This is a genomic window from Halobellus ruber (genome assembly GCF_014212355.1).
Classification (GTDB): Archaea; Halobacteriota; Halobacteria; order Halobacteriales; family Haloferacaceae; genus Haloquadratum; species Haloquadratum rubrum.
Genome location: NZ_JACKXD010000006.1, coordinates 54,011 through 79,942, shown reverse-complemented (window position 1 = coordinate 79,942; position 25,932 = coordinate 54,011). Strand labels below are relative to the sequence as shown.

At 69.8% G+C, this 25,932-nt stretch carries 26 protein-coding genes and 1 pseudogene; 12 read left to right on the top strand and 15 right to left on the bottom strand.

Annotated features, from left to right (window positions below):
* The first annotated feature begins 5 nt into the window (after nt 1–5).
* On the top strand, nt 6–1,115 hold the full coding sequence (locus H5V44_RS15020; RefSeq protein ID WP_246404018.1) for a J domain-containing protein: 1,110 nt from the start codon (nt 6–8) through the stop codon (nt 1,113–1,115).
* Between the two features lie 339 nt (nt 1,116–1,454).
* Here the strand turns inward: H5V44_RS15020 and H5V44_RS15015 are convergent, their stop codons facing one another.
* The 10 genes and pseudogenes from H5V44_RS15015 to H5V44_RS14970 form a co-directional block, all read right to left on the bottom strand.
* Entirely contained in the window at nt 1,455–2,084 is a 630-nt protein-coding gene (locus H5V44_RS15015; protein ID WP_185193953.1) for a uracil-DNA glycosylase family protein, read from the bottom strand.
* 50 nt (nt 2,085–2,134) lie between these two features.
* The gene (locus H5V44_RS15010; RefSeq protein WP_185193952.1) at nt 2,135–2,611 is read right to left on the bottom strand and encodes a DUF5793 family protein; all 477 of its coding nucleotides are present in this window, start codon (nt 2,609–2,611) and stop codon (nt 2,135–2,137) included.
* A 182-nt stretch (nt 2,612–2,793) separates the two neighbouring features.
* Nucleotides 2,794–4,119 (bottom strand): oligopeptide/dipeptide ABC transporter ATP-binding protein, encoded by a 1,326-nt coding sequence (locus H5V44_RS15005; protein WP_185193951.1) that lies wholly within the window; start codon nt 4,117–4,119, stop codon nt 2,794–2,796.
* Complete coding sequence (locus H5V44_RS15000; RefSeq protein WP_185193950.1) at nt 4,116–5,117, bottom strand: oligopeptide/dipeptide ABC transporter ATP-binding protein; 1,002 nt, start codon at nt 5,115–5,117, stop codon at nt 4,116–4,118. Before H5V44_RS15000 ends, H5V44_RS15005 begins: the two co-directional genes overlap by 4 nt.
* The gene (locus H5V44_RS14995) at nt 5,114–6,556 is read right to left on the bottom strand and encodes an ABC transporter permease (RefSeq protein WP_185193949.1); all 1,443 of its coding nucleotides are present in this window, start codon (nt 6,554–6,556) and stop codon (nt 5,114–5,116) included. Before H5V44_RS14995 ends, H5V44_RS15000 begins: the two co-directional genes overlap by 4 nt.
* Nucleotide 6,557: 1 nt before the next feature.
* Nucleotides 6,558–7,577: an ABC transporter permease gene (locus tag H5V44_RS14990; protein WP_185193948.1), complete on the bottom strand. Its 1,020-nt coding sequence runs from the start codon at nt 7,575–7,577 to the stop codon at nt 6,558–6,560.
* A gap of 68 nt (nt 7,578–7,645) precedes the next feature.
* Nucleotides 7,646–9,610, bottom strand: a complete 1,965-nt coding sequence (locus H5V44_RS14985) for an ABC transporter substrate-binding protein (protein ID WP_185193947.1) — start codon at nt 9,608–9,610, stop codon at nt 7,646–7,648.
* 348 nt (nt 9,611–9,958) lie between these two features.
* A complete protein-coding gene (locus H5V44_RS14980) occupies nt 9,959–10,861 on the bottom strand; it encodes a serine/threonine-protein kinase RIO2 (protein WP_185193946.1) in 903 nt (300 codons plus the stop codon).
* A gap of 197 nt (nt 10,862–11,058) precedes the next feature.
* Nucleotides 11,059–11,404, bottom strand: a pseudogene (locus tag H5V44_RS14975) (type II toxin-antitoxin system PemK/MazF family toxin).
* On the bottom strand, nt 11,401–11,772 hold the full coding sequence (locus H5V44_RS14970) for a MarR family transcriptional regulator (RefSeq protein ID WP_185193945.1): 372 nt from the start codon (nt 11,770–11,772) through the stop codon (nt 11,401–11,403). Before H5V44_RS14970 ends, H5V44_RS14975 begins: the two are co-directional and overlap by 4 nt.
* Nucleotides 11,773–11,954: 182 nt before the next feature.
* Between H5V44_RS14970 and H5V44_RS14965 the strand changes: the two genes are divergently transcribed.
* From H5V44_RS14965 to H5V44_RS14955, 3 genes are all read left to right on the top strand, one after another.
* Nucleotides 11,955–12,782 carry a lipoate--protein ligase family protein gene (locus H5V44_RS14965; RefSeq protein WP_185193944.1) on the top strand — a complete coding sequence of 276 codons (828 nt, stop codon included), beginning with the start codon at nt 11,955–11,957 and terminating at the stop codon, nt 12,780–12,782.
* Nucleotides 12,783–12,834: 52 nt separating this feature from the next.
* Nucleotides 12,835–13,662: a deoxyribonuclease IV gene (locus tag H5V44_RS14960; RefSeq protein WP_185193943.1), complete on the top strand. Its 828-nt coding sequence runs from the start codon at nt 12,835–12,837 to the stop codon at nt 13,660–13,662.
* Nucleotides 13,663–13,729: 67 nt separating this feature from the next.
* Nucleotides 13,730–14,536, top strand: coding sequence for a methyltransferase domain-containing protein (locus H5V44_RS14955; RefSeq protein ID WP_185193942.1), 807 nt, complete (start codon nt 13,730–13,732; stop codon nt 14,534–14,536).
* On the opposite strand, the gene H5V44_RS14950 is transcribed toward H5V44_RS14955, so the two are convergent.
* Entirely contained in the window at nt 14,537–15,412 is an 876-nt protein-coding gene (locus H5V44_RS14950) for a universal stress protein (RefSeq protein ID WP_185193941.1), read from the bottom strand. It lies immediately after the preceding gene.
* A gap of 157 nt (nt 15,413–15,569) precedes the next feature.
* On the bottom strand, nt 15,570–16,214 hold the full coding sequence (locus H5V44_RS14945) for a DUF7095 family protein (protein ID WP_185193940.1): 645 nt from the start codon (nt 16,212–16,214) through the stop codon (nt 15,570–15,572).
* Between the two features lie 311 nt (nt 16,215–16,525).
* Between H5V44_RS14945 and ncsA the strand changes: the two genes are divergently transcribed.
* The gene (ncsA, locus tag H5V44_RS14940) at nt 16,526–17,491 is read left to right on the top strand and encodes a tRNA 2-thiolation protein NcsA (RefSeq protein WP_185193939.1); all 966 of its coding nucleotides are present in this window, start codon (nt 16,526–16,528) and stop codon (nt 17,489–17,491) included.
* A 134-nt stretch (nt 17,492–17,625) separates the two neighbouring features.
* On the opposite strand, the gene ftsZ is transcribed toward ncsA, so the two are convergent.
* From ftsZ to H5V44_RS14925, 3 genes are all read right to left on the bottom strand, one after another.
* Nucleotides 17,626–18,828, bottom strand: coding sequence for a cell division protein FtsZ (ftsZ, locus tag H5V44_RS14935; RefSeq protein ID WP_185193938.1), 1,203 nt, complete (start codon nt 18,826–18,828; stop codon nt 17,626–17,628).
* A 4-nt stretch (nt 18,829–18,832) separates the two neighbouring features.
* The gene (locus H5V44_RS14930) at nt 18,833–19,012 is read right to left on the bottom strand and encodes a ribbon-helix-helix domain-containing protein (protein WP_185193937.1); all 180 of its coding nucleotides are present in this window, start codon (nt 19,010–19,012) and stop codon (nt 18,833–18,835) included.
* A 209-nt stretch (nt 19,013–19,221) separates the two neighbouring features.
* Nucleotides 19,222–19,815 carry a double zinc ribbon domain-containing protein gene (locus H5V44_RS14925; RefSeq protein WP_185193936.1) on the bottom strand — a complete coding sequence of 198 codons (594 nt, stop codon included), beginning with the start codon at nt 19,813–19,815 and terminating at the stop codon, nt 19,222–19,224.
* Nucleotides 19,816–19,942: 127 nt separating this feature from the next.
* Here H5V44_RS14925 and H5V44_RS14920 point away from each other — a divergent pair, with 127 nt between their 5' ends.
* From H5V44_RS14920 to H5V44_RS14890, 7 genes are read left to right on the top strand one after another with little or no spacing between them, the layout of a single operon-like run.
* Nucleotides 19,943–20,569: an HAD-IA family hydrolase gene (locus tag H5V44_RS14920; protein ID WP_185193935.1), complete on the top strand. Its 627-nt coding sequence runs from the start codon at nt 19,943–19,945 to the stop codon at nt 20,567–20,569.
* A gap of 2 nt (nt 20,570–20,571) precedes the next feature.
* On the top strand, nt 20,572–21,597 hold the full coding sequence (locus H5V44_RS14915) for a cobalamin biosynthesis protein (protein WP_185194107.1): 1,026 nt from the start codon (nt 20,572–20,574) through the stop codon (nt 21,595–21,597).
* On the top strand, nt 21,588–22,352 hold the full coding sequence (gene cobS / locus H5V44_RS14910) for an adenosylcobinamide-GDP ribazoletransferase (RefSeq protein ID WP_185193934.1): 765 nt from the start codon (nt 21,588–21,590) through the stop codon (nt 22,350–22,352). The genes H5V44_RS14915 and cobS overlap by 10 nt, the downstream gene beginning before the upstream one ends.
* The gene (locus H5V44_RS14905; protein ID WP_185193933.1) at nt 22,337–22,945 is read left to right on the top strand and encodes an NTP transferase domain-containing protein; all 609 of its coding nucleotides are present in this window, start codon (nt 22,337–22,339) and stop codon (nt 22,943–22,945) included. Before cobS ends, H5V44_RS14905 begins: the two co-directional genes overlap by 16 nt.
* Nucleotides 22,936–23,991 carry a nicotinate-nucleotide--dimethylbenzimidazole phosphoribosyltransferase gene (locus H5V44_RS14900; RefSeq protein WP_185193932.1) on the top strand — a complete coding sequence of 352 codons (1,056 nt, stop codon included), beginning with the start codon at nt 22,936–22,938 and terminating at the stop codon, nt 23,989–23,991. The genes H5V44_RS14905 and H5V44_RS14900 overlap by 10 nt, the downstream gene beginning before the upstream one ends.
* A complete protein-coding gene (locus H5V44_RS14895; protein ID WP_185193931.1) occupies nt 23,981–25,057 on the top strand; it encodes an aminotransferase class I/II-fold pyridoxal phosphate-dependent enzyme in 1,077 nt (358 codons plus the stop codon). The genes H5V44_RS14900 and H5V44_RS14895 overlap by 11 nt, the downstream gene beginning before the upstream one ends.
* Nucleotides 25,054–25,863, top strand: a complete 810-nt coding sequence (locus tag H5V44_RS14890) for an adenosylcobinamide amidohydrolase (RefSeq protein ID WP_185193930.1) — start codon at nt 25,054–25,056, stop codon at nt 25,861–25,863. Before H5V44_RS14895 ends, H5V44_RS14890 begins: the two co-directional genes overlap by 4 nt.
* The last annotated feature ends 69 nt before the right edge of the window (nt 25,864–25,932 follow it).

The window sequence follows — 25,932 nt, the reverse complement described above, 5'->3', positions numbered from 1 at the left end:
CGGGTATGAGCGTTGCCGTCGCGTCGTCGGCCTGGGGGCGGCGCCGGTCGGTGGACGCATCCACCCCGCTCACCAGTCGCGACCCGCTGTCGGTAGATTCAATCCGGGCGATCACGAAATCGCGCCGGGGGATGGAGAACTTCTACGAGCTCCTGGGGGTGTCCGAGGACGCCTCGACCGACGAGATCGACCGGGCGTGGCGCGAACGGGTCCGCCGCTACCACCCGGACGTGAACGACGACGCGCGGGCGACCGCCCAGTTCAAGACGCTCCAGACGGCCCACGAGGTGCTGACAGACGGGACCGAGCGGGCCGCCTACGACCGGCTGGGACACGAGACGTACGTCGAAGAGCGGCTCGACGGGCTCCCGACCGCCGGCGACGCGCCGGCGACGGAGCGGGACGGCTCGAACGACGGCGGTACGTCCGGCGGGACGGGAGCGACCGGCGGCGGTCGGACAGGGGCCACCGGTCGGACGACCGGCAGCGGTCGGACTGGCGAAAGCAGGTCCCGGAGCCGAGGGAGCGGACGCGCCGGCCAGAGCGCCGGACCGAACCGGCGGGAGCGAGCGGCGGACGCCGGAACGGGGAGGGATCGGGGCGGAGGAACGTCCGCGCGGAGTGAGACGTCGACGACGAGGGAGCGACGACGGCCCCGGAGACCGCTGGCGTACGGGTGGGCGACGGTCGCGGCCGTCAGCGCGGTCTACCTCGTCGGACTGTGGTCGTACCTCGGAGCGAACGCGTCGGCGCTCGCGACGCTCGCCGAGGCGCCGCCCGCGACCATCCCCGCGTCGCTTGCTCGGGCGGGGGACCTCATCGCGCCCGGGACGTTCGTTCTCGACGCCGTTGCGGCGGGCGCGGTACTCCCGCTTACCCTCGCTGCGGGGGCGATCGGGTTGGCGGTGGGCTTTCTCGCCGTGGTCGCGTCGTTCGGGCGCGGCGCGGCGTATCTCTACGCCGCGGGCGGGGTCGCGCCCGCCGCGGCGCTCGCGGTCGGTCCGGTCGTCGCCGCCCCGGACGGGGCGGTACTCCTGCTCGCCGTGGTGATCCCCGTCGCGACCGCGGGGCTGTTCCTCGTCGACGTCGGCCGGGAACTCCTCGCCGGGCCGTAGCCTCGAACCCCAGTCGATGGTGAAGAGAAGGGGCCCGTGCGGGCCCCTGACTGACCAAGCCACTGCGGAGAGCACCAGTCTCGCAGGTTCTTGCCTGACGCGCCCGGCGTTCGGAACCGCACGCGTCGGATTCTAGACTCACGTTTGTGAATAAAAAGCCTGTGTTAGCACCAAGATATACGCCTTATATTCTGATAACACACTTATTGTCTTCTCGGAGCCGGTATAACTGTGTATACAGATATTTTTCCGTGGATATCGCGCCCGGAGTTGTTCAACTCTCACCGTCGGCAGCGGGAGCGCTCCTCGCCGGCGGGTAGCCTCGGTGTCGGAGCAAACTCACCGGACCAGATACGACTCCGCGCCCGGGAGAAAGCGGCCGAGATCCGCCTCGCGGCGGAAGTCAATCGACCGGAGCCGTCGGAGCCCCTCGACCAGCCGGTCGTGGTGGGCCGACCCCCACTCCGAGGGGTCGCGGATCGGAACGACGAGGAAGCCGCTGCCGGCCCGCTCGGTCGCGTGGAGCGCCTCCATATCCGGGTCGCCGTCGAGCGGGTGGGCGGTGTAGGTCTGCAGGACGTGTGCGGTCGCCCGCGTCCCGACGGGCAGGAGGACGTGGGCGGCGATCGCGCGGAGTTCGGCGTCGAAGAACGGTTCGAAGTCGTCGTACGACGACTGCGACGGCGGCGTTTCCGCGGGCGCACACAGGTGGATGTACGAGAGAAACGAATCCGCGACCGCCGGGGCGTCGCCCGTCGCAGTCAGGAGTCCGGCGTCGGCCAGCGCCGCCTGGAGACGGCGGCCGGCGGCGTTGGTGAACGGGACCCCGGTATCGAGACCGCCGTGGACCCTCGGGTGGTCGCCGACGACGTGGAACGCGGCGTTGGCGTCGCCGTACCCCGGAACGAACCGTTCGCACGGCGGGGACATCCCGAAGGGGTTGCTGATCCGGTCGGTGACGTTCTCCACAGCGGACGGACGGACGGCGCCGAGTAAAACCGCTCGGTTCGGACCGAACGTTAGAGTTCGACGCCCGAGGGGATCAGGCTGTGAGACCGAAGGAGGTTGCCCTCGGCGTCGTAGACCAGAAACGTCTGTTTCTCGTAGGCGACGACGTCGTCGCCGTCGATGCTGACTTCGACCCGGTACCGGCCGTCGTCGGCGTCGGCGGCAGTGTGGCCGTACTCCCGGGCGGCCCGGATGAACGTCAGTACGTCGTCGGCGTCCTGGTTGAGTTCCAGGACGAAGTCGCCGGTGATCCGGTTCGTGACGCTCACGACGCCGCCCGCGTCCGACTCCTCGAGGGAGTCCTGCAGCCGGAACGCCACGTCGGTCTCCTCTGCGTCGAGATACGTTCCGGCCGGATCCGAGAGCCGCCGCTCGAGTTCCTCCCTGGGGCCACGAAAGTCGATCCGGACGAGCGGCTTCTTGGGATCGCCGCCCCCGTCGACCCACGTGACGTTGTCGACATCTAGTTCGAAGTAGTCCCGCCTCATTCCGTGTGCGTAGTTTGGATATCATACGGTATGAACGTAACGCCCCGTCAGGCGTGGAGACGGCGACCCAGCGGAGCCGTCCGATAGCAGCCGCGGTGAAGCGGGCGCGCCCGGGCGGGCTATCGGTGGCCACCGACCGCGCGTCCGTGACGGTTACAGCGGGAGCGAGGCGCACGGCCCGTTCACGCGTCCCGGATCCGCTCGACGCTTCCGGCCCGGTCGCGCAGGACCGGCGCCGTCTCCGCGTACCCCTCGTCGTGGCGGTGGCACCGGCTCCGGTGGGCGGCGCCGTCGCCGCGCTCGTAGTCGGCGGGCGTCTCGCTGTCGCAGACGCTCCCGAAGGCGTCGGCAAGCGCCGCCGACGCCGCCTCGTCGCGGCCCTCCGCCGCGAGTTCGGTCGCGCGGTCGACGACGTCCGCGGCGTCGGCCGGGAGCGTCACGTCCGCGAACAGCAACGACTGTAGCTCCGCGAACTCCTCGGGTGCGTCGCTCACCCCCAGTCGCCGTCGAACCGTCTCGACGAGCGATCGCTCCGAGCGAGCCCGCTCGCGGAGCACCGTCCGGAACTCCTCGATGGCGGCCCACGCCTGCTCGGAGAGGTCGTACCCCTCGGGGTGGATCTTCGCCGGACACCGCGTCGCGAACGCACAGCCCTCGGGGGGGTCACGCGGGCTCGGCGGCGTCCCGCGGAGCGGGATCTCCTCCTCGGTCACGCCCGCGTCGGCCGCCTGCGACCCCGGGATCGCGGAGAGCAGCGACTGCGTGTACGGGTGGTGCGGCGTCCGGAACACGCGCTCGGTCGGCCCGAGTTCCACCAGGTTGCCGAGATACATCACGGCGACCCGGTCGGCGATGTGGCGGACGACCGAGAGGTCGTGGGCGATGAACAGATACGTCAGCCCGAACTCCTCTTGGAGATCTTCGAGCAGGTTGATGATCCGTGCCTGTACGGAGACGTCGAGCGCGCTCACGGGCTCGTCGAGGACGAGGAAATCCGGTTCGAGGGCCAGCGCCCGCGCGATCCCGATCCGCTGGAGCTGGCCGCCGGAGAACTGGTGTGGGTACCGGTAGTAGTGTTCCTCCCGGAGGCCGACGCGGGAGAGGAGGTCGAACACGCGCTCCTCCCGGTCGCGCGGCGACTGCCAGCCGTGGCCGTCCAGCGGCTCGCGGACGATCTCGCCGACCGTCATCCGGTCGTTGAGGCTGGACTCGGGGTCCTGGAAGACGATCTGGGCGTTCTGCTGGAACGCCCGACGCTCGGCCCCGGAGACGTTCGTCACGTCGCGGCCGCGGGACGTGATCCGGCCGTCGGTGGCGTCCTCCAGCCCGACGACGGTGCGGCCGAGGGTCGTCTTCCCGCAGCCGGACTCCCCGACCAGGCCCAACGTCTCGCCTTCCGACAGCTCGAAGGAGACGCCGTCGACGGCCTTTACCGGGTCGTCGCCGAACAGCCCGCCGTCGTCGTAGTACTTCCGGAGGTCCTCGACCGCGAGCAACGGGTCGGTCACTCCCGGTCACCCCCGAAGAAATCGGCGTCCTCGGCCGTCTCCCCGTACGCCTCGTCGTACAGGAGACACGCCGCCTCGTGGTCCTCGCCGACCGCGACGGCCTCGGGATGAACCGCCTCGCAGCCGTCGAACGCCGCCGGACACCGCGGCGCGAACCGGCAGCTTCCGGCCGGCGCCGACGGCGTCGGGACCTCCCCCTCGATGGTGGGCAGCCGGTCGCCCGTCGCCGTGCGGCCGGGGATGCTCGCGAGCAACCCCTTCGTGTAGGGGTGTTTCGGGTTCGAAAACAGCTCCGCGACGGGCGCGGACTCCACGATCTCGCCGGCGTACATCACGTTCACGCGGTCGGTCGTCTCCTCGATGACGCCCATGTCGTGGGTGATAAACAGGATGGCGAGATCCTCCGTCGCCTGGAGGTCCGCGAGCAGATCCAGGATCTGCGCTTGGACGGTCACGTCGAGGGCGGTCGTCGGCTCGTCGCAGATCAGCAGGTCGGGGTCGCAAGCCAGCGCCACCGCGATCACCGCCCGCTGCTGCATCCCGCCGGAGAACTGGTGGGGGTACTCGTCGACGCGGCGGCCGGCGTCGGGGATACCGACCGCCTCTAAGTGTTCGACCGCGCGTTCGTGTGCCTCCCGGCCGCGCAACCCCTGGTGGATGCGCAGCGACTCCTTGATCTGGTTACCGACCGTGTAGACGGGGTTGAGGCTGTTCGTGGGGTCCTGGAAGACGATCGCCATATCGCCGCGGTGGCGGTCCCAGTTCCCCGCGGTGAGTTCGTCGCCCCGGAACCGGACGCTGCCGTCCTCGATGACGCCGGGGGGTTTCACCAGCCCCATGATCGAGCGCGCGGTGACGCTCTTCCCGGAGCCGGACTCGCCGACCAGGCCGACCGTCTCGCCGGCCGCGACGTCGAAGTCGATGCCGTCGACCGCGTACACCGTCTCCTTGTCGGTGTGGAAGACCGTCCTGAGGCCCTCGACTTCGAGGATGCTCACGCGCCACCCCCCTGTGCGCCGCCGCCCGTCTCGTCGGCGGCGCTGTCGGACTGGGGGTCGATGGCGTCGCGGATGCCGTCCCCCAGGGCGTTGAACCCGGTGACGACGAGCGTGATGAGCGCGCCGGGGATGAACGAGATGTGCCACGACACCGTCCCGACGTACTCCTGGCCGGCGTTGACCGCGCGGCCCCACTCGGGGGTCGGCGCGTTCACCCCCAGTCCGAGGAACGACAGCCCGGCGATGGCGATGATGGCGCCGCCGAGCGTCATCGACCCGTAAACGAGCACGTAGCCGAGGATGTACGGCAGCATATGCTTGCGCATGATCGTCCACGGGCGGCGGCCGTACATCTTCGCGGCGTCGATCCACTCGTTTTCGGCGACCTGGAGGGCGGGGCCGCGGAACGATCGCCAGAGGAACGGCCACCCGGTGCCGGCGAAGATCAACCCGAGGACGAGACCGCCACCGTAGAGGCTGCCGAGCCAGGTGCCGCCGAGGATCACCGTGAGCATGATGAGCAACAGGAGTCGGGGCATCGCCATAATCGAGTCCGACACCACGACGAGGCCGAGGTCGACCCGGCCCTTGTAGTACGCCGACACGAGCGCGCCGGAGACCGCGATGGCGCTGCTCAGCGCGACCGCGAGCAGGCCGATGATCAGCGAGAGCCGCGACCCCGCCACGATGAACGTGAACAGGTCCTGGCCGGACGGCATCGTCCCGAACGGGTGGAACCGGCCGTAGTCGTCGTACGTCATCGGTCCGACGTTCAGGTCGGAGTTCCCGGCCGACCGCGTGTTCTGGTTGGCCACGCCGACCGACACCTGCTCAACGGTGCCGGCGCTGGCGTCCCAGTACTCGATCTGGTGGCCGTACGGTTCCCCGATGTTCTGGTCGACCGTCGTCGGCCCCAGCGCCGGCGCGAACACGGCCATCGTGACGAACGACAGCACGACGACCAGCCCGAACAGCCCCCAGTAGTGCGACCGGAGCCGGTCGATCACGTCGTCGATCGGCGCCCAGTCGGCGACCCGGTAGTGCCGGCGATGGATGCGGTACCCGGCGAACACCCAGCCGGCGACGACGAAGGCGTACGCGTAGATGGCGGCGACGCGGAGCAGCCACGCGTACATCGGCTGGAGCCCCAGGAACGTCCCGACGTACCCCTGGCCGTCGTAGTGGCCCTGGTTCGGGATGACCTCCCGGGAGAGCAACGTGGGTATCTCGGCGGCCGCGTCCGCGACCGCCTGCAGGACCCCCGGCGCGACGGCCGGCAGGGCCGCGACCAGGTCGACGAGGAGCGTCGCCGCGAAATGTGCGACCGCGCCCGCCTGGACGCTCAGCAACACGACGCCGATTCCGAGCCACTGGGCGGCCGGCCCCGGGGCGTTCCGCAGGCGGGTCCGGAGCGGGACCCGGGTGTGTGTCTCCCCCATCTCAGTTCCCCTCGTACCCGACGCGCGGGTCGATGATCGTGTACAGGATGTCCTGTAGGATGTTGATCGCGAGCATCACGACGATGAAGATGAACATCAGCGCGCCGATCAGCGGGAGGTCCCCCTGGATCGCCGCCCGGAAGAACAGAAAGCCCATCCCCTGGATGCCGAACACCGTCTCGACGAGCACCGACCCGCCGATGAGGAGGAACGCCTCGTTCGTGACAAGCGGCACCAGCGGGACGAGCGCGTTCCGGAAGATGTGTTTCCAGACGAGAAGCCGGTCGGGGACGCCCTTCGCACGCGCGAGGTCGACGTACTTCGACTGCTTGGTCTCCAAGACCGCCGTGCGGCCGATGCGCATCTCGTTGCCCATCGCGGCCGATCCCAGAACGACCGACGCCGGCAGGATCTTCTTCGTCGCCGCAAGGAAGTTCGACGGGCGGTGGAGGTTCTGCAGGTTTGGGTTGCCCGTGATGGCGTCGACCGGGACGATCAGGCTGTCCCAGTCGATGCCGAGAAGGTCCTGCGACTGGACCAGAAGCGTCAGCAGCATCACGGCCAACCAGAAGTTCGGCATCGCCCGCCACACGATGCCGCCAAGCGACGCGACGTAGTCCGGGAGGGTGTTGGAGTGCAGGCCCGCGTAGAACCCCAGCGGGACGCCGACGAAGACGGCGATGATGACCGCCCACACGCCGAGCCACAGCGTCCGCGGCAGGAACTGGAGGATGAGCGTGTCGACCGACGACCCGGGGTACAGCAGCCACGTCTGGCCGAGATCCAGCGTCAACATGTTCCACATCCAGTCCTGGTAGTGCGCAAGCGGCGCCTGGTCCAAGCCGAGTTGCTCCCTGGCGGCCTCGTACGCCTCGGGGTCCTGCGTCTGTGTACTCCCCAGGACGCTCGCCGCCGGGTCGATGGGGCCCATATAGATGGCGAACCACGTCATACTCATCCCCGCCCACAGCACCGGCAGGGTCATCGCGAGCCGCTTCGCCAGGTAGCGGGCCCGGCTCATCGCCCGACCACCCCCCCGTGACGATCGTCTCCTCGCGCCGAGATAACAGACATCGTGGGTGAGGCAGGTCAGTCCCGGGAGATGGTAACGCCGTCGAACGTCTGCCGCCCCATGGGACCGACCATCCGGACGTCGACGTCGTCGGTCCACCACCGCTGGCGCACGGAGTACACCGTCGGCAGCGTGTGCACTGCACCCCAGTTACACTGCTCGAGCGCGAGGTACGCCTGGTTGCGCTCGCGCTGGTTCTCCGGGCCGCCGGCGCGGTGGTCCTGGTAGTGGGCCCACGCCTCGTCGGCGCGGTTCATCAGCGACGTCCACTCGCTTTTGTCCTCGTAGGACCACCGGGTGAACTGGCCGCTGGGGTCGTCGGGGGGGTGGGCGTACCGGAGGAAGTTGTCCGCCTCCGGCCACTCCATCCCGTCGCCCAGCGAGAACATATCCATCGAGCCCTCGACCGCCTGCGAGATGATGGTACCGAGGTTCGCACGCTCGATCTCGATGTTGATGTGCGCGGAGGTGGCCTTGTCGCGGATGCGCGTTGCGACCTCCTGCCACGCGTTCGCGTCCGTGAAGTTGGCCTCGCTGTACACCGTCATCGTCATCTCGTAGGGCTCGCTGTCGCTGTATCCCGCCTCCTCCATAATTTCGCGCGCCCGCTCGATGCTGAAGCTCCCGACCCCGTACGGGTAGCCGTTCGCCCCGACGCCGTCCGGGACATCGACGGCTCGGTACCCGTCGTTGACGAACTGCTCCTGCGTCGAAACCGGGCTCTCGTCCTCGCTGCTGGGGAAGACGACGTTCGGCGTGACGGTGTATGCGGGGTTGTTGACGCCCTTGTAGATGGAGTTCGCGATCTCCTGTTGGTCGACCAGCCACGCGATCGCCCGCCGGACCGGCCGCTCGACGCGCTGGGTGTTGAAGTAGAAGTACTCCGTCCGCAGCGTCGTTCCGACGCCGTAGTTCACCGTCTCGCCGTTCTCCATCGGGCCGTACGTGCCGACCTCGTACTGGCCACGGTCCTCCTCGATGGAGACGAGGTCCGCATCGAAGTTCGAGGTCGGCACCTGGAACATGTCCAGGTTGCCGTTGATCGCACGCTGGTACTCCGCGCTCCCGCCGGACAGCGCGGTGTACTCGATCCCGTCGATGTACGGTCCCTCGCCGTGGTAGTCCTCGAAGCGGCTCAAGACGAGTTCGTCGCCCTTGCTCCAACTGTCGACCTCGAACGGGCCGGTGCCGACGAACGCGGGGCCGTCGCCCGCGGTCCCGAAGAACTCGTCGTAGTCCCAGATCCCGTCGTACCTGGTGACGTCGCCGACCGCGCCCTCGGGGATGATGCTGAACGTCCCGGAGGAGATCGACGACAGCGTGCCGTGGAACGCCGTATCGAGCGTGAACTCGACGGTGTAGTCGTCGACCGCCTCGATCTCCATCGACCACGGCTCGTAGTTCGACGGGTCCTCCGCCGTGTTCCCCTCGTGGGCGATGCTGAACGCCCCGCCGATGATGTCGACCTTGTTCCGCGAGTTCTCCGATTGGGCGATGCGCTCCCAGGAGTACACCACGTCGCTTGCGGTCATCTCCTGTTGGGACTCGTCCAGTTCGTCGGCCGGGTGGAACTGTACGCCCTCCTTCAGGCTGAGGGTGTACGTCCGGCCGTCGTTGGAGATTTCGTAGTCGGTGACCAGCCGCCCCGTCGCCGGGAGGTCGCCGTTCTCGAACTTCATCGGTGGCTCCATATACTGGTTGTAGCCGGAGCCGGCGGCTTTCGCGCCCGGCGGGTCGAGCGTCTGGATCCGCCCCGAGGAGGCGAGCCGGAGCGTCCCCCCGGTGAACTCCGTCTCGCCCTCGGTCGTTTCAGCGGGCTCGGTCGCCGTCGCGTCGGCGTCGATTCCCTCCTGTGTGTCGGTCGGCGCGGTCGTTGCCGACTCCTCCTCGGATGGTGCGTTCCCGCCGCAACCGGCCAACCCCGTTACCCCTGAGATCCCTGCGAGTGCCAGAAAGCGTCGTCTCGTGCTGCTCTTCTGCACGGCTCAAAGACGGACAGGTCGTGTGTTAGTTTTATTGGATGATTTCAATCAAAGAACCGCTGAATCTCACGAGACGACCCCTGGTGTTCATTGACGAACGTAACCGGCCGTCCGGCGGCGAATCGGGTGACGCCGGTTGGGTGTGACCGGCCGCGTCGGATCCCAGGTTCCCGACCCCGGAACCGACAGCGCCTGCCGACACCGGCGGGGGCCGACGACCGGCGAAGTGGCGTCGGCGAACCACGAAACGTGTCACAGTCCGGCCCCGTCTCCGGGGTGGACGATCAGGAGCCAGGTCGATTCGATATAGCGATATGAAATTTAATGCGGGTGCCGGTCACGGCATCGCTACTTGTGGGACCGAACCGTCTCGAAGTCGCCGGCAGCGACGCTCTCGCTCACCGCGTCGGTGTCGATATCGGGGATCGAGGGGTGTTTCCGCTTAAAGTAAGTAGCCAGGTTCTCGACGTCGCGCTCTAGGAACTCGCGGGCGTTCTCGTGGTCGGTCGGCACCGACTGCGGCCAGTCGAAGACCGTCACCCCCGATTCGCTGACCGCCACGTTGTACTCGCTCATATCCGCGTGCACGTAGCCGGCGGCATAGGCGTCTCTGACCTCCCGGAGGATCAAATCGAGCACCCCGACCGCCTGGTCGTCCGCGAGTCTGGTCCGGTCGAGCTCGACGCCCTCGAACTTCCCCATCACGATGGCGTGGCGGTTCTGATCGACCGGCCGTGGGACCGAAACCTCCGGATACAGCGCCTCCAGCGCCTCGTACTCGCGTTCGGCGGCCTTTCGGGCGGTGTAGAGCCACGACACGTGCTGGTTGTCGGCGGTGTAATCCCGTTCGCGGGTTACCTCCCGGAACTCCGTGAACCCCTCACGGTGGAACTTCAGCGCCAACGGCGTGTAGGACTGTACTTCGAGGACATCGCTCTCCTTGCCGACGCCGAGGGGCGCGCCGACCCCCTCGATCGTGTCGCGCTCGGAGAACGTCCGGAGGGCGAGCGCGTCGTACCCCTCCGCAGTGAGTGTGTACCCCTCGTATTGGATTGTCTTCCGGTCGATCAATCCCCTCGTCGCACACCGGTCGAGGCGGTAGCCGACTTCCTCGCTCGTGAGATTCGAGAGCTCCGGGAGCTTGTCGCGGTTGACCCACTCGGAGAACCGCATCCCCTGCTCGACGCCGGAGAGGAGATAGAAGTCCTCGGGTTCGAGTTCTGCCATCACGCCGGCGACGTTCCGAACCATAGCCGAGAGTAGATAGCGACGCCTAAAAGGCTCGCGAGTCGGCGGTTCGTGGCGTCGACGGTGGGCTTCGGCACCGTTCGGAGCGGCCCCTGGTAAGAAATATATCGTATATCGCGATATCAAATCGCGATTCGTGGAGGTTGAGACTTCGCTCAAAAGAAAGTGTAGCGCGTAGAGACGTGAGTACTCGAAAGTAGCTACCGTAATTCTTTGACGAGAGCAGTAGTCGCGTTATCGACGATTTCCTCCGCTGCCCTGCCAGAAATCGATATCCTCGCGGCTGATCGATTGCACACCCCAGGGGACGATCCGGCTCTCGTCTGGCGTACCGCCACGAAGCCAACTCTCTTCAGGAATTTCGATGAGCCCGTCCATCCACGATTTCGACGTCAGGGTCAGCGCGATGTACTGCTCACCGTGAAACGGCCGTCCCTCGTGGTTTGAGAGAATGAGCCAGGGCTGAGCGTCCTCCTCACCTTTGAACGGGTCATCACCATAGACGACATCGCCACGTTCGAAAATTGGAGTCTCTTTGTCGGTCACTGTTCGTCCTCGACGCTCGGATGTGGTTCGCTGGGGGCGTGTTCGCGCCAAGACCCCTTGTCCTCCGTACCGAGTTGGTCGTTGAACAGGGCAGTCGCCCGTTCGTAGCCGCTGTATCCGTCGAGACGCTCGGTGTCGTCGGTCACCGCCCAGTACGTCGCCTTGTGTTCGACCAAACCACGGTCCTTCAACCGTGAGAGCGCAGTGCTGACCGCCCCCTCGTCGACGCCTATTTGGGAAGCTATTTCGCGGGCCTTGAATGCACGATCATCGTTAGCGGCGAGAAATCCAAGGACCCGATCTGGGACCGAAAGCTCCGCGAGCTCGTCCTCAGTCGTGTTCTCGAAGGTGTCTCGGTCAATAGACATCGTTAAATGAAGGTACGTTATCCGCTGTAAAGAGTGTTAGGAGTGAAAGAGATGAAAGTTTTGAAGAAGAAATCACGTTGATCGTACGCGGTTCCAGAACCGTATGCATTGAGACGACCGGTCTCAACTATTGGCGATTCGGGGGTCGAAACCGGTTTCCCTACCCGGGCGTAGCGTCGGATATGGCCGACGACGCGCGCGGACCGCTTGCCGACGAGGAGTGGCGCCTGATCCGCGAGGACGTCCGCGGGGGGCCGATGCAGATGGCGCTCGACGAGGTGGCCGCCGAGACCGCGGCAGCGGGCGGCCCACGGACGGTCAGGGTCTACCGGTGGCGGCCGAGCACGCTCTCGGTCGGGTACGGTCAGGACCCCGATACCGTCGACTGGGCGGCCTGCACCGAGAGGCGCGTCGCCGTCACCCGCCGGCAGACCGGCGGCGGCGGGATCTACCACGACGTCGACGGCGACATCTCCTACTCGATCGTCGCCCCGCGTGCGGAGCTTCCGGGCGACCTGCTCGACGCGTATCACCTCCTGTGTGAGCCGATCCTGGACGCATTCGGGCGGCTGGGCGTCGACGCCGACTTCGCCGCGGAGTCGCAACCCGAAATCTGGTCGCCCGCCTGTTACCTCCGGTCGTTACACCCCGCACACGACATCGTCGCTGCCGGCCGAAAACTGAGCGGCAACGCCCAGTACCGCAGACACGAGTCGGTGATCCAACACGGGTCGCTCACGTACTCGGTCCGGGCGGCCGCCCACCTCGACGTCTTCGCGGGCCACGACGTTACCCCCGAGGCGTTCCGCGAGCGCGTCGTGGGGATCGACGAACTCGCGGACGTGACGAGAGCGACGGCCGTCGAGACGCTTGAGGCCTCGCTCGCGGACTGGGCCGACGCGGCGGAGGGCTCGTGGACGGAAGCCGAACTCGACCGGGCCCGCGAGAAGGTCGAATCGAAGTACGGCGCCGACGAGTGGGTTCGGCGGCGGCCCGACGACCGGCGGTAGGCGGTCGCTCGGACTCCGAAGTCGCTTTACTTCCCGGGTCGCAACGGCAGGTATGCGAGTTGGCGCACACGAGTCGATCGCCGGCGGCGTCGCAAACGCCGTGGATCGACAGGTCGACGACGGCGGAAACTGCGGCCAGATCTTCACTCACTCCCCCCAAGTCTGGCAGGACCCGGACATCGCTGACGACGACGCCGCGGCGTTCCGCGAGCGCTCGGCGGAACACGACGTCGGGCCGTGGGTCATCCACTCGTCGTACCTCGTGAACCTCTGTACCCCGAAGGACGACCTCCGGGCGAAATCGATCGACTCGATGCAGCGGGAGGTCGACGCCGCGGCCGCACTCGACATCCCGTACGTGAACGTCCACCTGGGCGCCCACACCGGCGCAGGGGTCGAGCAGGGCCTCGACAACGCGGTCTCGGCGCTCGACGAACTCGACGTCCACGACGGCGTGACAGTGCTCGTCGAGTCCGACGCCGGCTCCGGCACGAAACTCGGCGGCGACTTCGCCCACCTGGGGTACGTCCTCGAGGAGAGCACGCAGGACCTCGAAGTCTGTCTCGACACCGCCCACGCCTTCGCTGCGGGCTATGACCTCTCGACGCCGACGGGCGTCGACGAGACGTTCGCGGAGCTAAACAGCGAAGTCAGCCTGGAGAACCTCGCGTACGTTCACCTCAACGACTCGAAACACGCCTGCGGCACGAACAAGGACGAACACGCCCACATCGGCGAGGGCGAGATCGGCGAGGAAGGGATGCGAGCGTTCGTCAACCACCCCGCAGTCGAGGACGTGCCACTGGTCGTCGAGACGCCGAACGAGGACGGCAAGGGGTTCGCCTGGAACATCCAGCGGGTCCGGAACCTCCGCGAGTAGGCGGCAGACCCGCCGCGACGGAGGGCGGACCGACCCTTTTTGAGCCGGTAGGCCCCTACCAGTGCTCGTGCGGAGTTTCTCACCCGAGTACCTGCGCCGGACCCGCGAGGGGCTGTGGGACCGTTCGAGAGCGGCGCTTGCGGAGCTCTCGCTTCCGGACCGCGAGCGGGTCCTCGACGCCGGCGCGGGAACCGGGGAGTTCGCCCGCGTACTCGCCGCCGAAACTCCGGCCGAAGTGGTCTGTCTCGATGCCGACGCCGACCTCCTCGAAGTCGCCCGCGAGCGGACCGGCTTCGAGGTGGTCGCCGGGGACGCGACGCGTCCCCCTTTTGGGGCCGACGACTTCGATCTGGTGGCGTGTCAGGCGCTGCTCGTGAACCTGTCGGAGCCGGCAGCCGCACTCGACGCCTTCGCCGACCGCTCTTCGGACCTCGTCGCCGCGGCCGAACCCGACAACGCCGACGTGAGCGTCGAGTCCACCCTCGACAGCGAGGTCGACCTCGAACGGCGAGCCCGGGCGGCGTACATCGAGGGCGTCGAGACCGACGTCGCGATGGGATCCCGTCTGGAGAGCCTGTTCCGGGACGCCGGGCTGGAAGCGGTCCGGAGTCGCCGCCACTACCACCGGAAGGTCATAGAGCCGCCGTACGACCGGACATCGCTGTCGGCGGCCGCACGGAAGGCCAGCGGCGCGGGGCTGGCCGACCACGAGACGGAGCTCCGTCGCGTGCTCTCCGCCGACGAGTACGACGCGCTCCGGGGCGAGTGGCGGGAGATGGGCCGGGCAGTGGTCGACGCGATGCGCGAGGGGACCTACCGGCGGGTCGAGGTCGTCCCCTTCGACGTCGTCGTCGGACGGGTCACCGACGGATAACTACCGGTTGGTGCGAACCGAGATGACGGCGCTGCGGGCGCCGTGTTGGACGGTCCGGCTGGTCGAGCCGGCGATGAACTCCCGGAGCCGCCCCTTCGTCGGCGCGCCCAGGACGGTTAGCCCGTAATACTCCGATTGCTCGACGATCGCGTCGGCGAGACACCGGGCCTCGAGCACCCAGGTCGCGGTCCGGTCGGGTCGCCCGATCCGGTCTGTGGCGGCCTCGACGTGCTCTGTGGCGCGTGCCTGCCGTCGGTCCGAGGCGTGCGGCGGCACGATGTGAAGCACGTCGATCCAGGCGTCGGTGTCGGCGGCGATCCGGCGGGCGACGTCGACGGCGGCGGTGGAGTGGGGGCCGCCAGTGACCGGGAGCAGGATCGACCGGGCGTCGTCGTAGCTCTGTCGGCCGTTGACCGTGATGACGTCACACGCCGCCCGGAGCCCGAGATGCTCCGCCAGGCTCTGCCGGAGGAAGCCCGTGCCGGATCCCCTCGGGATCACGAGCGCGTCGACGTCCGCGGTGTCGACTGCGGTGAGAATGCCGTTCAGGAGGGTGTGCGTCCGGAGGACCCCCGGCTGTCCGGCACGGAGCGTCGACCGCACCGCGCGGTCGATGACCTCCCGTTCGGCGTCCGGCGGGAGGTCCGGGCCGTACGCCGTCGGCGCCTCGCTCGTCGGATCCAGCACGCAGAGCCGGGCGTTCGACGACCGCGACAGCGACGCCGCCACCCGGAGCTGGTCGGTGACGGCGGGCTCCGACTGCCAGAGAAGCGGGACGAGCAGGCAGCCGTCGGCGAGGTCGCCGGGGATCGAGGATGTCCCAGCAGGAGCGTCGTTTGCCTCAACCAGGAGCGACGGCGCGGCTGTGAAACCCATCGGATTACGCAAGGGAGCCACGTCGGAAAAGTGTACACGATAGTTTAATTCGGCGGAACGAGGCCTCTGTGTGCGGTTTTCAGAGTAATCGGTCCGTATCGGAGCGACCCGAGCCGACACACAGGCGTCGACGATCGGTAGTGGTATCCTGACGACATCAGACGACGTCGCCCCGGACACTCCGCCCCGACTGCGACGTCCGGGCGGCCGTGATCGCGTCGGCGGCGTCGGCGGCGGCCGCCTCGTCGGCGCCGAGCATCGACAGCGCCTCCGGCAGCGTCGGGAAGGCGAGGTCCCCGCCCCGGAGCTTCTCGAGGGCCTCCTCGGACCGTCGGCCCTCAGCGTAGAGGCAAACCCCCCGGGGATCGATGACCTGGTCGTAGGCCCCGCGGTCCAGGGCGGCCTCCAGACGGCGCCGAACGTTCTGCTCGAAGGGGGCGTTACACACCTCGAGGTGGGTCGGCTCGTCGTCGTCGAGCAGCGCGGCGGCGAGGCACTTCTCGGGGGCGGCGTGGCCGCCGGCGTTCGTCCGGACCAGTTCGGGGTTCGCCGCGGCCCACTCCGCCGACACGGCCGAGCCGACCCCTTTCACCCCGTGCTCGGCCTCGAACTCCGCCCCGGCGTCGCTGTCGCCGCGGAGGAGGAGGTCCTTCGTGACGTAGACGTCAAGCCGGTCGAGCGGGTCGAGTCCGAGCGCGACGTCGCCGTAGACCCACACTTCCCGGATCGGAACCGGGAGGGGTCCGGTCTCGACGGCGTCGAGGACGGCTTCGATCCGCGTTAACGCGGTTGCACGGTCCATACGTCACCTCCACGCCCGCGGCCCGAATGCGTTTCGCCGCCCGACCGGGGCGGCCGTCCACGCCGGGGCAGGTCGGCGGAGTTTTGATCGTTCCAGTCGTAACTCCGGTGGCACTTCGAGGGTGTCGATCGGCCGGTCACCGCGAGGTGACGACCCCGGGCGCCGCAGTCTCGGGATGTCTCCCCACTCTCGGTCCCCCTTTCGGAAGACGCCCACACACGGGAGTCACGGACCCGTCGACCGCACGGCTGTATCCTCGACGGTCCGCCGAGACGAAACCCGTATCCTCTCGGCCCGCCAACCGCGGACCGATGGAGTGCGACAAGTGCGGACGCGACGCCGTGATGCACGCCGGGTACTCCGGAGCTCACCTCTGTGACGAACACTTTCTGGCGTCGGTGGAGAAACGGGTCCGCCGGCGGATCCGCACCGACAGTCTGGTGCCGCGGGACGCCTCGCCCGACGACCCCGAACGGTGGGTCGTCGGCCTCTCGGGCGGGAAGGACAGCGTCGTACTCGCATCGATCCTCGACGACACCTTCGACCGGGACCCGCGGATCGAAATCGTCGCGTTGACCATCCACGAGGGCATCGAGGGGTACCGCGACGAGAGCGTCGACGCCTGCGTTGAGCTCGCCGCCGACCTCGACATCCGCCACGAACTCGTGTCGTACGACGAGGAGTTCGGCGTCCGGATGGACGACGTCGTCGAGGAGGACCCCGAGGGGATGGCCCCGTGTGCGTACTGCGGCGTCTTCCGCCGGGACCTGCTGGAGACCTACGCCGAGGACCTCGACGCCGACCTGCTTTTGACCGGTCACAACCTCGACGACGAGGCCCAGACCGCGCTGATGAACGTCCTGGAGGGCGACGTCGAACAGATGGCCAAACACTTCGACGCCAGCCTCGGCCCGATGGACGATCGGACCGACCAGGCCGCCTTCGTCCCCCGGGCGAAGCCCCTGCGGGACATCCCCGAAAAGGAGGTCGCGCTGTACGCCCACCTCCGGGACCTGCCGGCACACATCACCGAGTGTCCCCACGCCTCGGAGGCGTTCCGCGGCGAGATACGGGAGCTGCTCCTGAAACTGGAGGAGGACCATCCCGGCACCAGACACTCGATCGTCTCCGGGTACGAGGAGATCGCGTCGATGGCGGCCGAGCGGTATCGCGGGGAGTCGACGCCCGACCTCCGGGAGTGTGCGGAGTGCGGATCGCGGACGACCCGGGAGGTCTGCCGGAAGTGTCGGCTGCTGGAATCGATCCGAGCCGTGTAAGACGCCGTCGACGCGTGGGCCCGGCGGCGCCGACGAACGATCGAAGAAACTGGCGGTCCGAACCGCGACGACTGGAGACGGTAGTTCGGTCGCAGCGGCGGGCAGCCGTGCGTCCGAGGGCTATATGCGGGCTGTCAGCGGATGACGTCGAGGCCGTTCTGCTTCTCACGGGGTTGGGAACCGCCGTCGGACTCCCAGGAGCCGCCGGCGGCCGTCGAGCCGCTCTCCCCGAAGTCGGCGTTCTCCGCGGCGTCGAACTCCGAACCGGTGGATTCGATGCTCCGTCTCGACCTGTCGGCCTGCTTCTGGGTCGACGGCCCGAGGACTTGGGCGGACTGGACGCCGGTCATGATCGCCATCACGCGGACTTTGCCCTTGTACTCGTCCTGGATGCGGGCGCCCCAGATGACGTTTGCGCGCGCCTCCAGGCGCTCGGTGATGTTCTCGGCGATGCCTTGGGCCTCCTTCAGGGTGAGGTCGGGACCGCCGGTGATGTGGACGAGGCCGCCGGAGGCCCCGCGGTAGTCCACGTCCAAGAGGGGGTGGTTCATCGCGTCGTTGACCACCTCCTCGGTCTTGTTTTTGTCCTGGGTCTCGCCGACGAGCATCACCGCGACGCCGCCCTGGTCCATGATCGTGGACATATCCGCGTAGTCCAGGTTGATCAGGGAGGGCTGGGTGATGGTCTCGGAGATGCCCTTCACGGTCTCGGCGATGATCTGGTCCATCACCGAGAACGCCTTCCCGATCGGGAGGTTGGGGACGTAGTCGAGAAGGCGATTGTTGTCGAGGACGATGATCGAGTCGGCCTCGTTACGGAGCTTCTCGAGGCCCTCCTCGGCCTTCACCGTCCGGGCGCGCTCGACGTTGAACGGCGTCGATACCATCCCGACCACGATCGCGCCCTGCTCCTTTGCGATCTTGGAGACGACGGGGGCCGCGCCGGTCCCGGTGCCGCCGCCCATCCCCGCGGTGACGAAGACCAGGTCGGCCTCGCCGAGCACGTCCTTGATGGTCCCCTGGGCCATCTCGGTCGCGCGTTCGCCCATCGAGGGGTCACCGCCGGCACCCAGCCCCTGAGTGAGCGATTTGCCCACCAGGATCTTGGTGTCGGCTTCGATCATCTTCAGGTGCTGTTTGTCGGTGTTGATCGCGACGGTCTCGGCGCCGTCGACACCGATGTTGTACAGCCGGTTGACCGTGTTGTTGCCGGCACCGCCCGCGCCGACGATCACGATCCGTGGGCTCCCGAACTCGTCGTCGCCGTCGGGGACGTCGGCGTTCGTGTCCTGCTCCTCCTCGTCGCGCTGCATCGCCTCTCTGACTATATCTTGCATCGGATTACACCTTGGCCCACGTTCGTTTGGTCGCCGACTCGCGCCCCTCGACGTCCTGTTCGTCGAGCATTTCGCGAACGGCCGAGCGGATCGCTTCCGACCGGTTCGGGTACTGGCCGGTCTCGACCATCTGTTCGACCTCCTCGATCTGCTGCTTCGGGATTCGTAGTGTCACACGCTCCATTGTTGCATTCCCCCGGTAAGACGGCACGCGACTCGCGTGTGAACGCCTTACACCGACGAGACCGGGTCAGAGATCCGCTCTGTCCCGCGTTCACCGCCCCTGTAAGACGACCGTCTTACGCAGGTGACAACACAGACTGGCAGTATATAAATTTAACGCCGGGTGTAAGACAGCCGGCGGTCGGTATTTAAACCCTGCCCCGAAGCGTTTTACGCACGGTCCAGCACGTCGGCCGCCGAGGTCCGCCTGCCGCAGCCGGGGCAGAACGCCCAGTCGGACCTGAGTTCGTCGCCACACTCGCAGAACACGCGGTGTGAGGCCTTCTCGCCGCAGTTCGGGCAGTAGACGTGATCGCCGTCGACCGCCTCCCCGCATTTGTCACACGTCTCCGCGGCAGGGGCGTCGCCCGCGTCCGACTCCGCGGTTCCAAGCTGCGTCTTACGGCCGTCTGCCTCGGTCACGTGCGTGCTCGAGACGGCGTCCTCACCCGCTCCAGCGGCGTTTACGCCGTCGAGCGTGAGGTTCACGTTGAGATCGCGGGATCGTCCGACAGGGGCGACCCGCTCCTCCAAGGCCGCGTCGACCCGGTCGGCGACCAGTTCGTCGACGCGCTCGCGTATGACATCGTCGACCGAGCCCCCTGCGTCCGCCGCGTCGGACACCGCCGCGGCGCCGTCGTCATCACGGTCCGCCCCGTCGAGATACGCGCGGAGGGCCTCGCGCATCGCCTCGCTCTTTGAGGTATCGAGGCCCTCGAGCCGCTCGACGAGGTCGTCGTCCGCGCGGAACGTGATCTTACTCATCGGTTACATATATACGACCGAGTATTTCAAACTTCCCACGCGTCTGACGCCGTCGGTCGGCGCGGCGCCGGGCGCCGGACCGGGGACAGCCGACAGTATCAAGTCCGCGTTCGCCGACCCACCCGTCGTGGCAGTCACGTTCGACCTCTTCGGGACGCTCGTCGACGCCGACCGCCCGGACCGTCCGGGCGAAGCCGTGGGAGCGGCGCTTGCAGCCCGCGGGATCCCCGTCCCCGACGACTGGGCGTCGGCGTTCCGGGAGGCACACATCGACGCCCCCCGAGGCGCGGAGGTTCCCCTCCCCGCACACGTCGCCGCGGCGCTGCGCTCCCGCGGGGTCGACGTGCCGGGGAACGCCGCCCGCCGCGCTGTCGTTGCCGCGTTCGACCCCGAGGTCCGCACCCGCGCCAGCGCCGTCGACGCCGTCGACGCCGCGGCCGACCGGGGGGCGGTCGGACTCCTCTCGAACTGCTCGGTTCCCGAACTCGTCGGCCGCACGTTGATCCGGTCGGAGCTCAGCCGGGGGACGTTCGACGCGGTCGTGACGAGCGTAGGGTGTGGCTGGCGGAAACCCCACCCGGACGCGTTCGAGGCGGTCGCCGAGGCGCTGGGCGTCGGCGCCGACGCGATCACCCACGTCGGCGACAGCCCGGCGGCGGACGGCGGGATCACGGAACTCGGCGGCCGGTTCGTCGACGTCGGCGACTCGGGGCTTCGGACGATCGCCGAGCGACTCCGCGCGGGGGGCGAGTGACCGTGCCGGCGACCGCGGCGGCCGCCGTCGTGCTCGCGTCCGTGCTGGACGCCGCTGTCGCGGAGCCGCCCGCGCGGATCCACCCGGTCGCGCTGTTCGGACGGCTGGCGGCGCGGGTCGACCGCGGCGGGGACGGCCAGACAGCGGCGGACGGGTGGTCCTCACCCCGGCTCGCCGGCGTCGTTGCCGCTTTAATCCTCCCGCTGCTCGCGGCCGGGGTCGCGGTCGCGGCCGTCGCGGCCGGAACCGCCCTCCACCCGTGGACGGGCGCGGCCGCAGCCGGACTGGTCCTCCTTTCCACGACCAGCCTGCGGCGGCTGCTCGACCGCGCCCGCGAGGTGATCGCTGCGAGCGAGGGCGACCTCGGCGCCGCCCGCCGGGACCTCCGGGCGCTCGCGGGGCGCGACGCGGCGTCGCTGGACGCGGCACACGTCCGCTCGGCGGCCGTCGAGAGCCTCGCGGAGAACCTCGCCGACGGGCTGGTGGCTCCACTCGTCGCCTTCGCCGCGGTCGTTGCCGCCGTCGGCGCGGCCGGCGTCGGATCGGTCGCCGGCGCCGACCCGGGCCTCGCGTTCGGCGCGGGCGCGGCGGCGTGGGTGAAGGCGGTCAACACCCTCGACTCGATGCTGGGCTACCGGTCGAAGCCGGTCGGGTGGGCGCCGGCCCGGCTGGACGACGTCGTGATGTGGCTCCCGGCGCGGCTCTCGGCGTGCCTGCTCGGGGTCGCAAGCGGCGCGCCGGGGCTCCCGTTCCGCCGCCGCGTCCGCAGGCTCGCCCACGAACCGGCGTCGCCGAACTCCGGGTGGCCGATGGCGACGATGGTGGCGGCGCTGCCCGCGCGGCTCACGAAACCGGGCGCGTACGACCTCGACCCGGGCGGAATCGGTGGCAGTGGCCGGAGCGCGGGCGGTGAAGCCCCGGACGCCGCGCCGCTCCCGGACGCGGCGACGGCGACCCGCGCGGTCGGTCTGACCCGGCGTGCGGGGCTGCTCGCGGCGGCGCTCGCGGGGGTGGTGGCGTGGTTCTGACCGCGCTCCGCGGCGCCGTCGGCTTTCTGACCCGGCTGCCGGTCGGGGGCGACGAGCGCTCCTGGGAGGCGTTCCGGCGGACGCCGGTGGCGATCCCGCTTGCGGGCTACGTCGTCGGCGCCGTGGCCGCCGTCCCGTTCCTGGTGCCGCTTCCGGTGCCGACGGTCGCCGCGCTGTACCTCGTCACCCTCGTCCTTCTTACCGGTGTCACCCACGCCGACGGGCTCGCGGACCTGGGCGACGCCGCGGCGGTCCACGGCGGCGTCGACAGAGAGCGCCGCCGCGAGGTGCTGAACGACTCCGCGACCGGGGTCGGCGGCGCGCTCGCGGTGACTGTCGCGTTCGTTACCCTCGGGTTGGGCGTGCTGGGGCTGGCCGGGACGCGGCCCCGCGTCGCGTTCGGGCTGGCGCTCGCGGCGGAGGTCGGCGCGAAGGTCGGGGTCGCGGTGTTGGTCTGCACGGGGACGGCGTCCCACGAGGGGCTCGGGTCGGCGCTGACCGAGGTGGCGACCCCGACCGCGCTGCTGCCCGTCGCCGCCGTGGTCGCCCCCCTGCTGGCGCTCGCGACCGTCCCGACGGTCGGCGGCGTCGGAATCCCGGCGGCGCTTCTCGCGCCGGTCGGCGTGGCGTGGCTGGTCGGCGCGTGGGCACGGGGCGCGCTGGGCGGCGTCTCGGGCGACGTTCTCGGGGCCGCGAACGAACTCGGACGCGTCGCGGGCGTCCACGCGGGGGTGGTCGTATGGACGCTCTCGTGATGTGCGGCGGGCGCGGGACCCGGCTCCGGGGCGGAGACGACAGCAGCGCGGCCGACGGCGCCGACGTGGAGAAACCGCTCGTCGAGGTCGGCGGCGCGTCGATGCTGTCGCGCGTGGTCGGCGCGCTCCGCGCGAGCGGCGTCGGGAGCGTCCACGCCGCCGTGTCGCCGCAGGCGCCCGAGACGGCCGACCGCGCCCGGAGCCTGTCGGTGCCGACAGTCGAGACGCCCGGCGACGGCTACGTGTCCGACCTCCGCGCCGCGCTCGACGCCGTCGGCCGGCCGGCGGTGACCGTCCCGGCGGACCTGCCGCTGCTGGCTCCGGCCCACGTCGACGACGCGATCGGGAGGTCGCGCCGAGGGGGGGAAGACGCCCCCACGTCGCTCACGGTCTGTGTCCCCGCCGCGCTGAAGCGCCGACTCGGCGCATCGGTCGACGCCGCCTTCGACAACGACGGACGGACGGTCGCGCCGACCGGGTTGAACGTCGTGGCCGACGGCGACGACACCGTGGCGTTGACGTACGACGCCCGCCTTGCGGTCAACGTGAACCGACCCGAGGATCTGGAACTCGCGGAGGCGCTGTGCGGCTGATCCTCGTCGCGGGAACGACCCGCACGGCCGAAATCGAGGGCATCACCGCCGCGGGGGCGTCCCGCGACCTGCTGGTCCACACCCCGAGCGCGGACAGCGAGATCCTGGCGTACGGCGACACCGTCCGCGCGCCCGTGACGCCCGTGAGCCCGGGCGGGTGTCCGACGCCGGCCGTGGTGACCCGGGCGGTCCGCGAGCTGCTCGGGTTCGACGCCGCGGTCGTCGACGCCGGGCTCGCGACGCCGACCGGCGCGCCGACGGTGTCGGTGGGCGCACGGCCCGGCGCCGACATCCGCGAACCCGACCCCGTCCGGACCGCGCCGGGGGCGTTCGCGGCGGCGCGGGAGTTCGGCCGGGCGCTCCCGGACGACCGGATCGTGGTCGGCGAGACCATCCCCGGGGGGACGACGACCGCGATGGCGGTCCTCCGGGCGCTCGGCGAGGACGCCCTCCCGGCGACGTCGTCGTCGCTGCCGGAGAACCCGGTCGACCTGAAAGAGCGGGTCGTGGCGGCGGCGTTCGAGTCCTCGGAGATCGACCCCGGGCAGGCCGCCCACACCCCGGAACTCGCCGTCCGGTTCGTGGGCGATCCGGTGTTGGCCGTCGCCGCCGGGCTGGTCACGGGCGCCTTGGAGTCCGGAACCGAGGTGGTGCTCGGCGGCGGCACCCAACTGCTCGCGGTGGCCGCCCTGGTCCGGCACGCCGGCGTGCCGGCGCCCGCGACGCTCGCGACGACGCCGTACCTCGCCGCCGACGTGCCCGACCTCGCTCCCGCCGCCGACACACTGGATCTGGATCTGACGGTCGCGGACCCCGGGTTCGACGCGCCCGCGGCGGGGCCGCTGTCCGCGTACGCCGACGGCGTCGCCAAGGAGGGCGCCGGGATGGGCGGCGCGCTGCATCTCGCCGCGGAGGCGGGTCGGCTCGGGGTGGTCCGCGAGGCGACACGGACGGTGCTCGACCGGGTGACCGGCGACGGGGACCGCAGTACGGGCGTCAGTGACGACGTACCGATCGACGACCCGGAGGCCGACGATGGACCCTGACGCGGTCGACGAGGTCACGCGCGTCCCGCACGGCGGCAGCGACGACCCCGAGGTGATCGACTTCAGCGCGAACACGAACCCCGTGCGCCCGGGCGGCGTCGCCGACGCCTACGAGGCCGCGCTCGCGGACGCGACCAGCTACGACGACGACTTCCCCGCGTTCCGGGCGGCCGCCGCCGACTACGTCGACTGTGACCCCGAGGCGGTGGTGCCGACCGCCGGCGGGGTCGCGGCGCTTCGCCTGGCGTTCGGGGTGACGGTCTCCCCCGGCGACCGCGTGGCACTGCCGGAGCCGGGGTTCGGGGAGTACGCCCGCGAAGTCGGGCTTCAGGGCGGCGAGCCGGTCGGGCTCCGGGAGGACGAACTCCTCGACGTCGACCCCGCGGCGTACGACGTGGTCGCGGTCTGTACGCCGAACAACCCGACGGGCTACCTCCCGGACCCGGCGGCGCTTCAATCGCTTCTGGCCGACTGCCGCACGGCCGGGACGCCGCTGGTCGTCGACGAGGCGTTCCTCGATTTCACCCACGCGCCGAGCCTGGCCGGCGAGCCGGGTGTGATCGTCGCCCGGTCGCTCACCAAGATGTTCGGCCTGCCCGGAATCCGGGCGGGCTTCGCGGTCGCGACCGGCGGCCTCGGCGACCGGCTCCGGACCGCGCGGCCGACGTGGTCGCTTTCGGTCCCCGCGGCGGCGGTCGGAACCCACTGCCTCCGCGCAGAGGCGTTCGTCGAGCGGACCCGCGACCGTGTCGAAGCGGAACGGGCCAGGATGCGCGAGGCGCTGTCGGACGCGTACGACGTGGCGCCGTCGGACGCGCCGTTCCTCCTCGTCGACGTGGGTGACGGGCCGATCCGGGGCGACGAGTCGACAAGCGCCGGGGAACCATCCGGCGGCGACGAGTCGACAAGCGCCGACGCCGTCGACGCGGTGCTCGCTCGGACCCGGGACGCTGGGGTCGCGGTCCGCGACGCCCGGACGTTTGCGGGACTGGACTCCCACATCCGCGTTGCCGTGCGCCGTCCCCACGAGAACGACCTGCTCTTGGACGCGCTGCTCGATCGATGAGCGGATCCGACGGCGGTGACGGCGCGGACGCCCCCGTCTTCAAGTCGACCGTCCGCGAGGGGGTCTGTCGGCTCGCCCGGCCCGAAACCCGGTGGCTCTCAACCGGCCACGGCGGCGGGGAGTCCCGCGGCGACGCCGCACACCTCGTCTCGGTGCCCGAGGGATGGGCCGACGTCGACATCCCGGCGTACGTCCGGGAGCGGCTCGACGCCGCGGGGTTCGCGCCGTCGGGACCCGCGCTTCTCACCGGAGTCCCGATGCGGCACGCCCGCCGGGCCCGGCTCGGTCCCGTCGAGGCCGTCGTCACGGCCGGTGTGAGCAACCCCGCGGCGCTACCGGTCGACAGCTCGGGTGCGTCCGGCGGCGGTGACGGCCCCGAGGGGAGCGACCCCGCGAACGCACCCGCCGACGACACCCGCGGCGACCGACACCACGCCGGGACCGTCAACGTCGTCGTCGGGACGACGCGGTCGCTGGCGCCGGGTGCGCTCCCGAACCTGGTCGCCGTCGCCGCGGAGGCGAAGGCGGCGACGTTGCTCGCGCGGGTCGGCGTCCCCGGGACCACGTCCGACGCCGTCGTGGTCGGGTGCGATCCCGACGGGGAGACGGCAGCCTTCTCCGGGAGCGCGACGCCGGTTGGCTCGGCCGCGCGGGTCTGCGTCCGGGACGCCGTGTCGGCGGCACTGTCCGCCCGGTACGCCGAGGAACCGCCGCCGGCATCGGTCGACGCCGCCGAGTACGGGGTGGTGAGCGACGAACGGGCGCGGGTGGAGCGGGTCGGGTCCGCGGAGGGGAGTGAGGGGTAGCCAACGGGGGTTCGGTTCCTCGACGCGGCGTTCCCTCCTCCCGGAGCGCCGTTCTCGATGCTGATACTC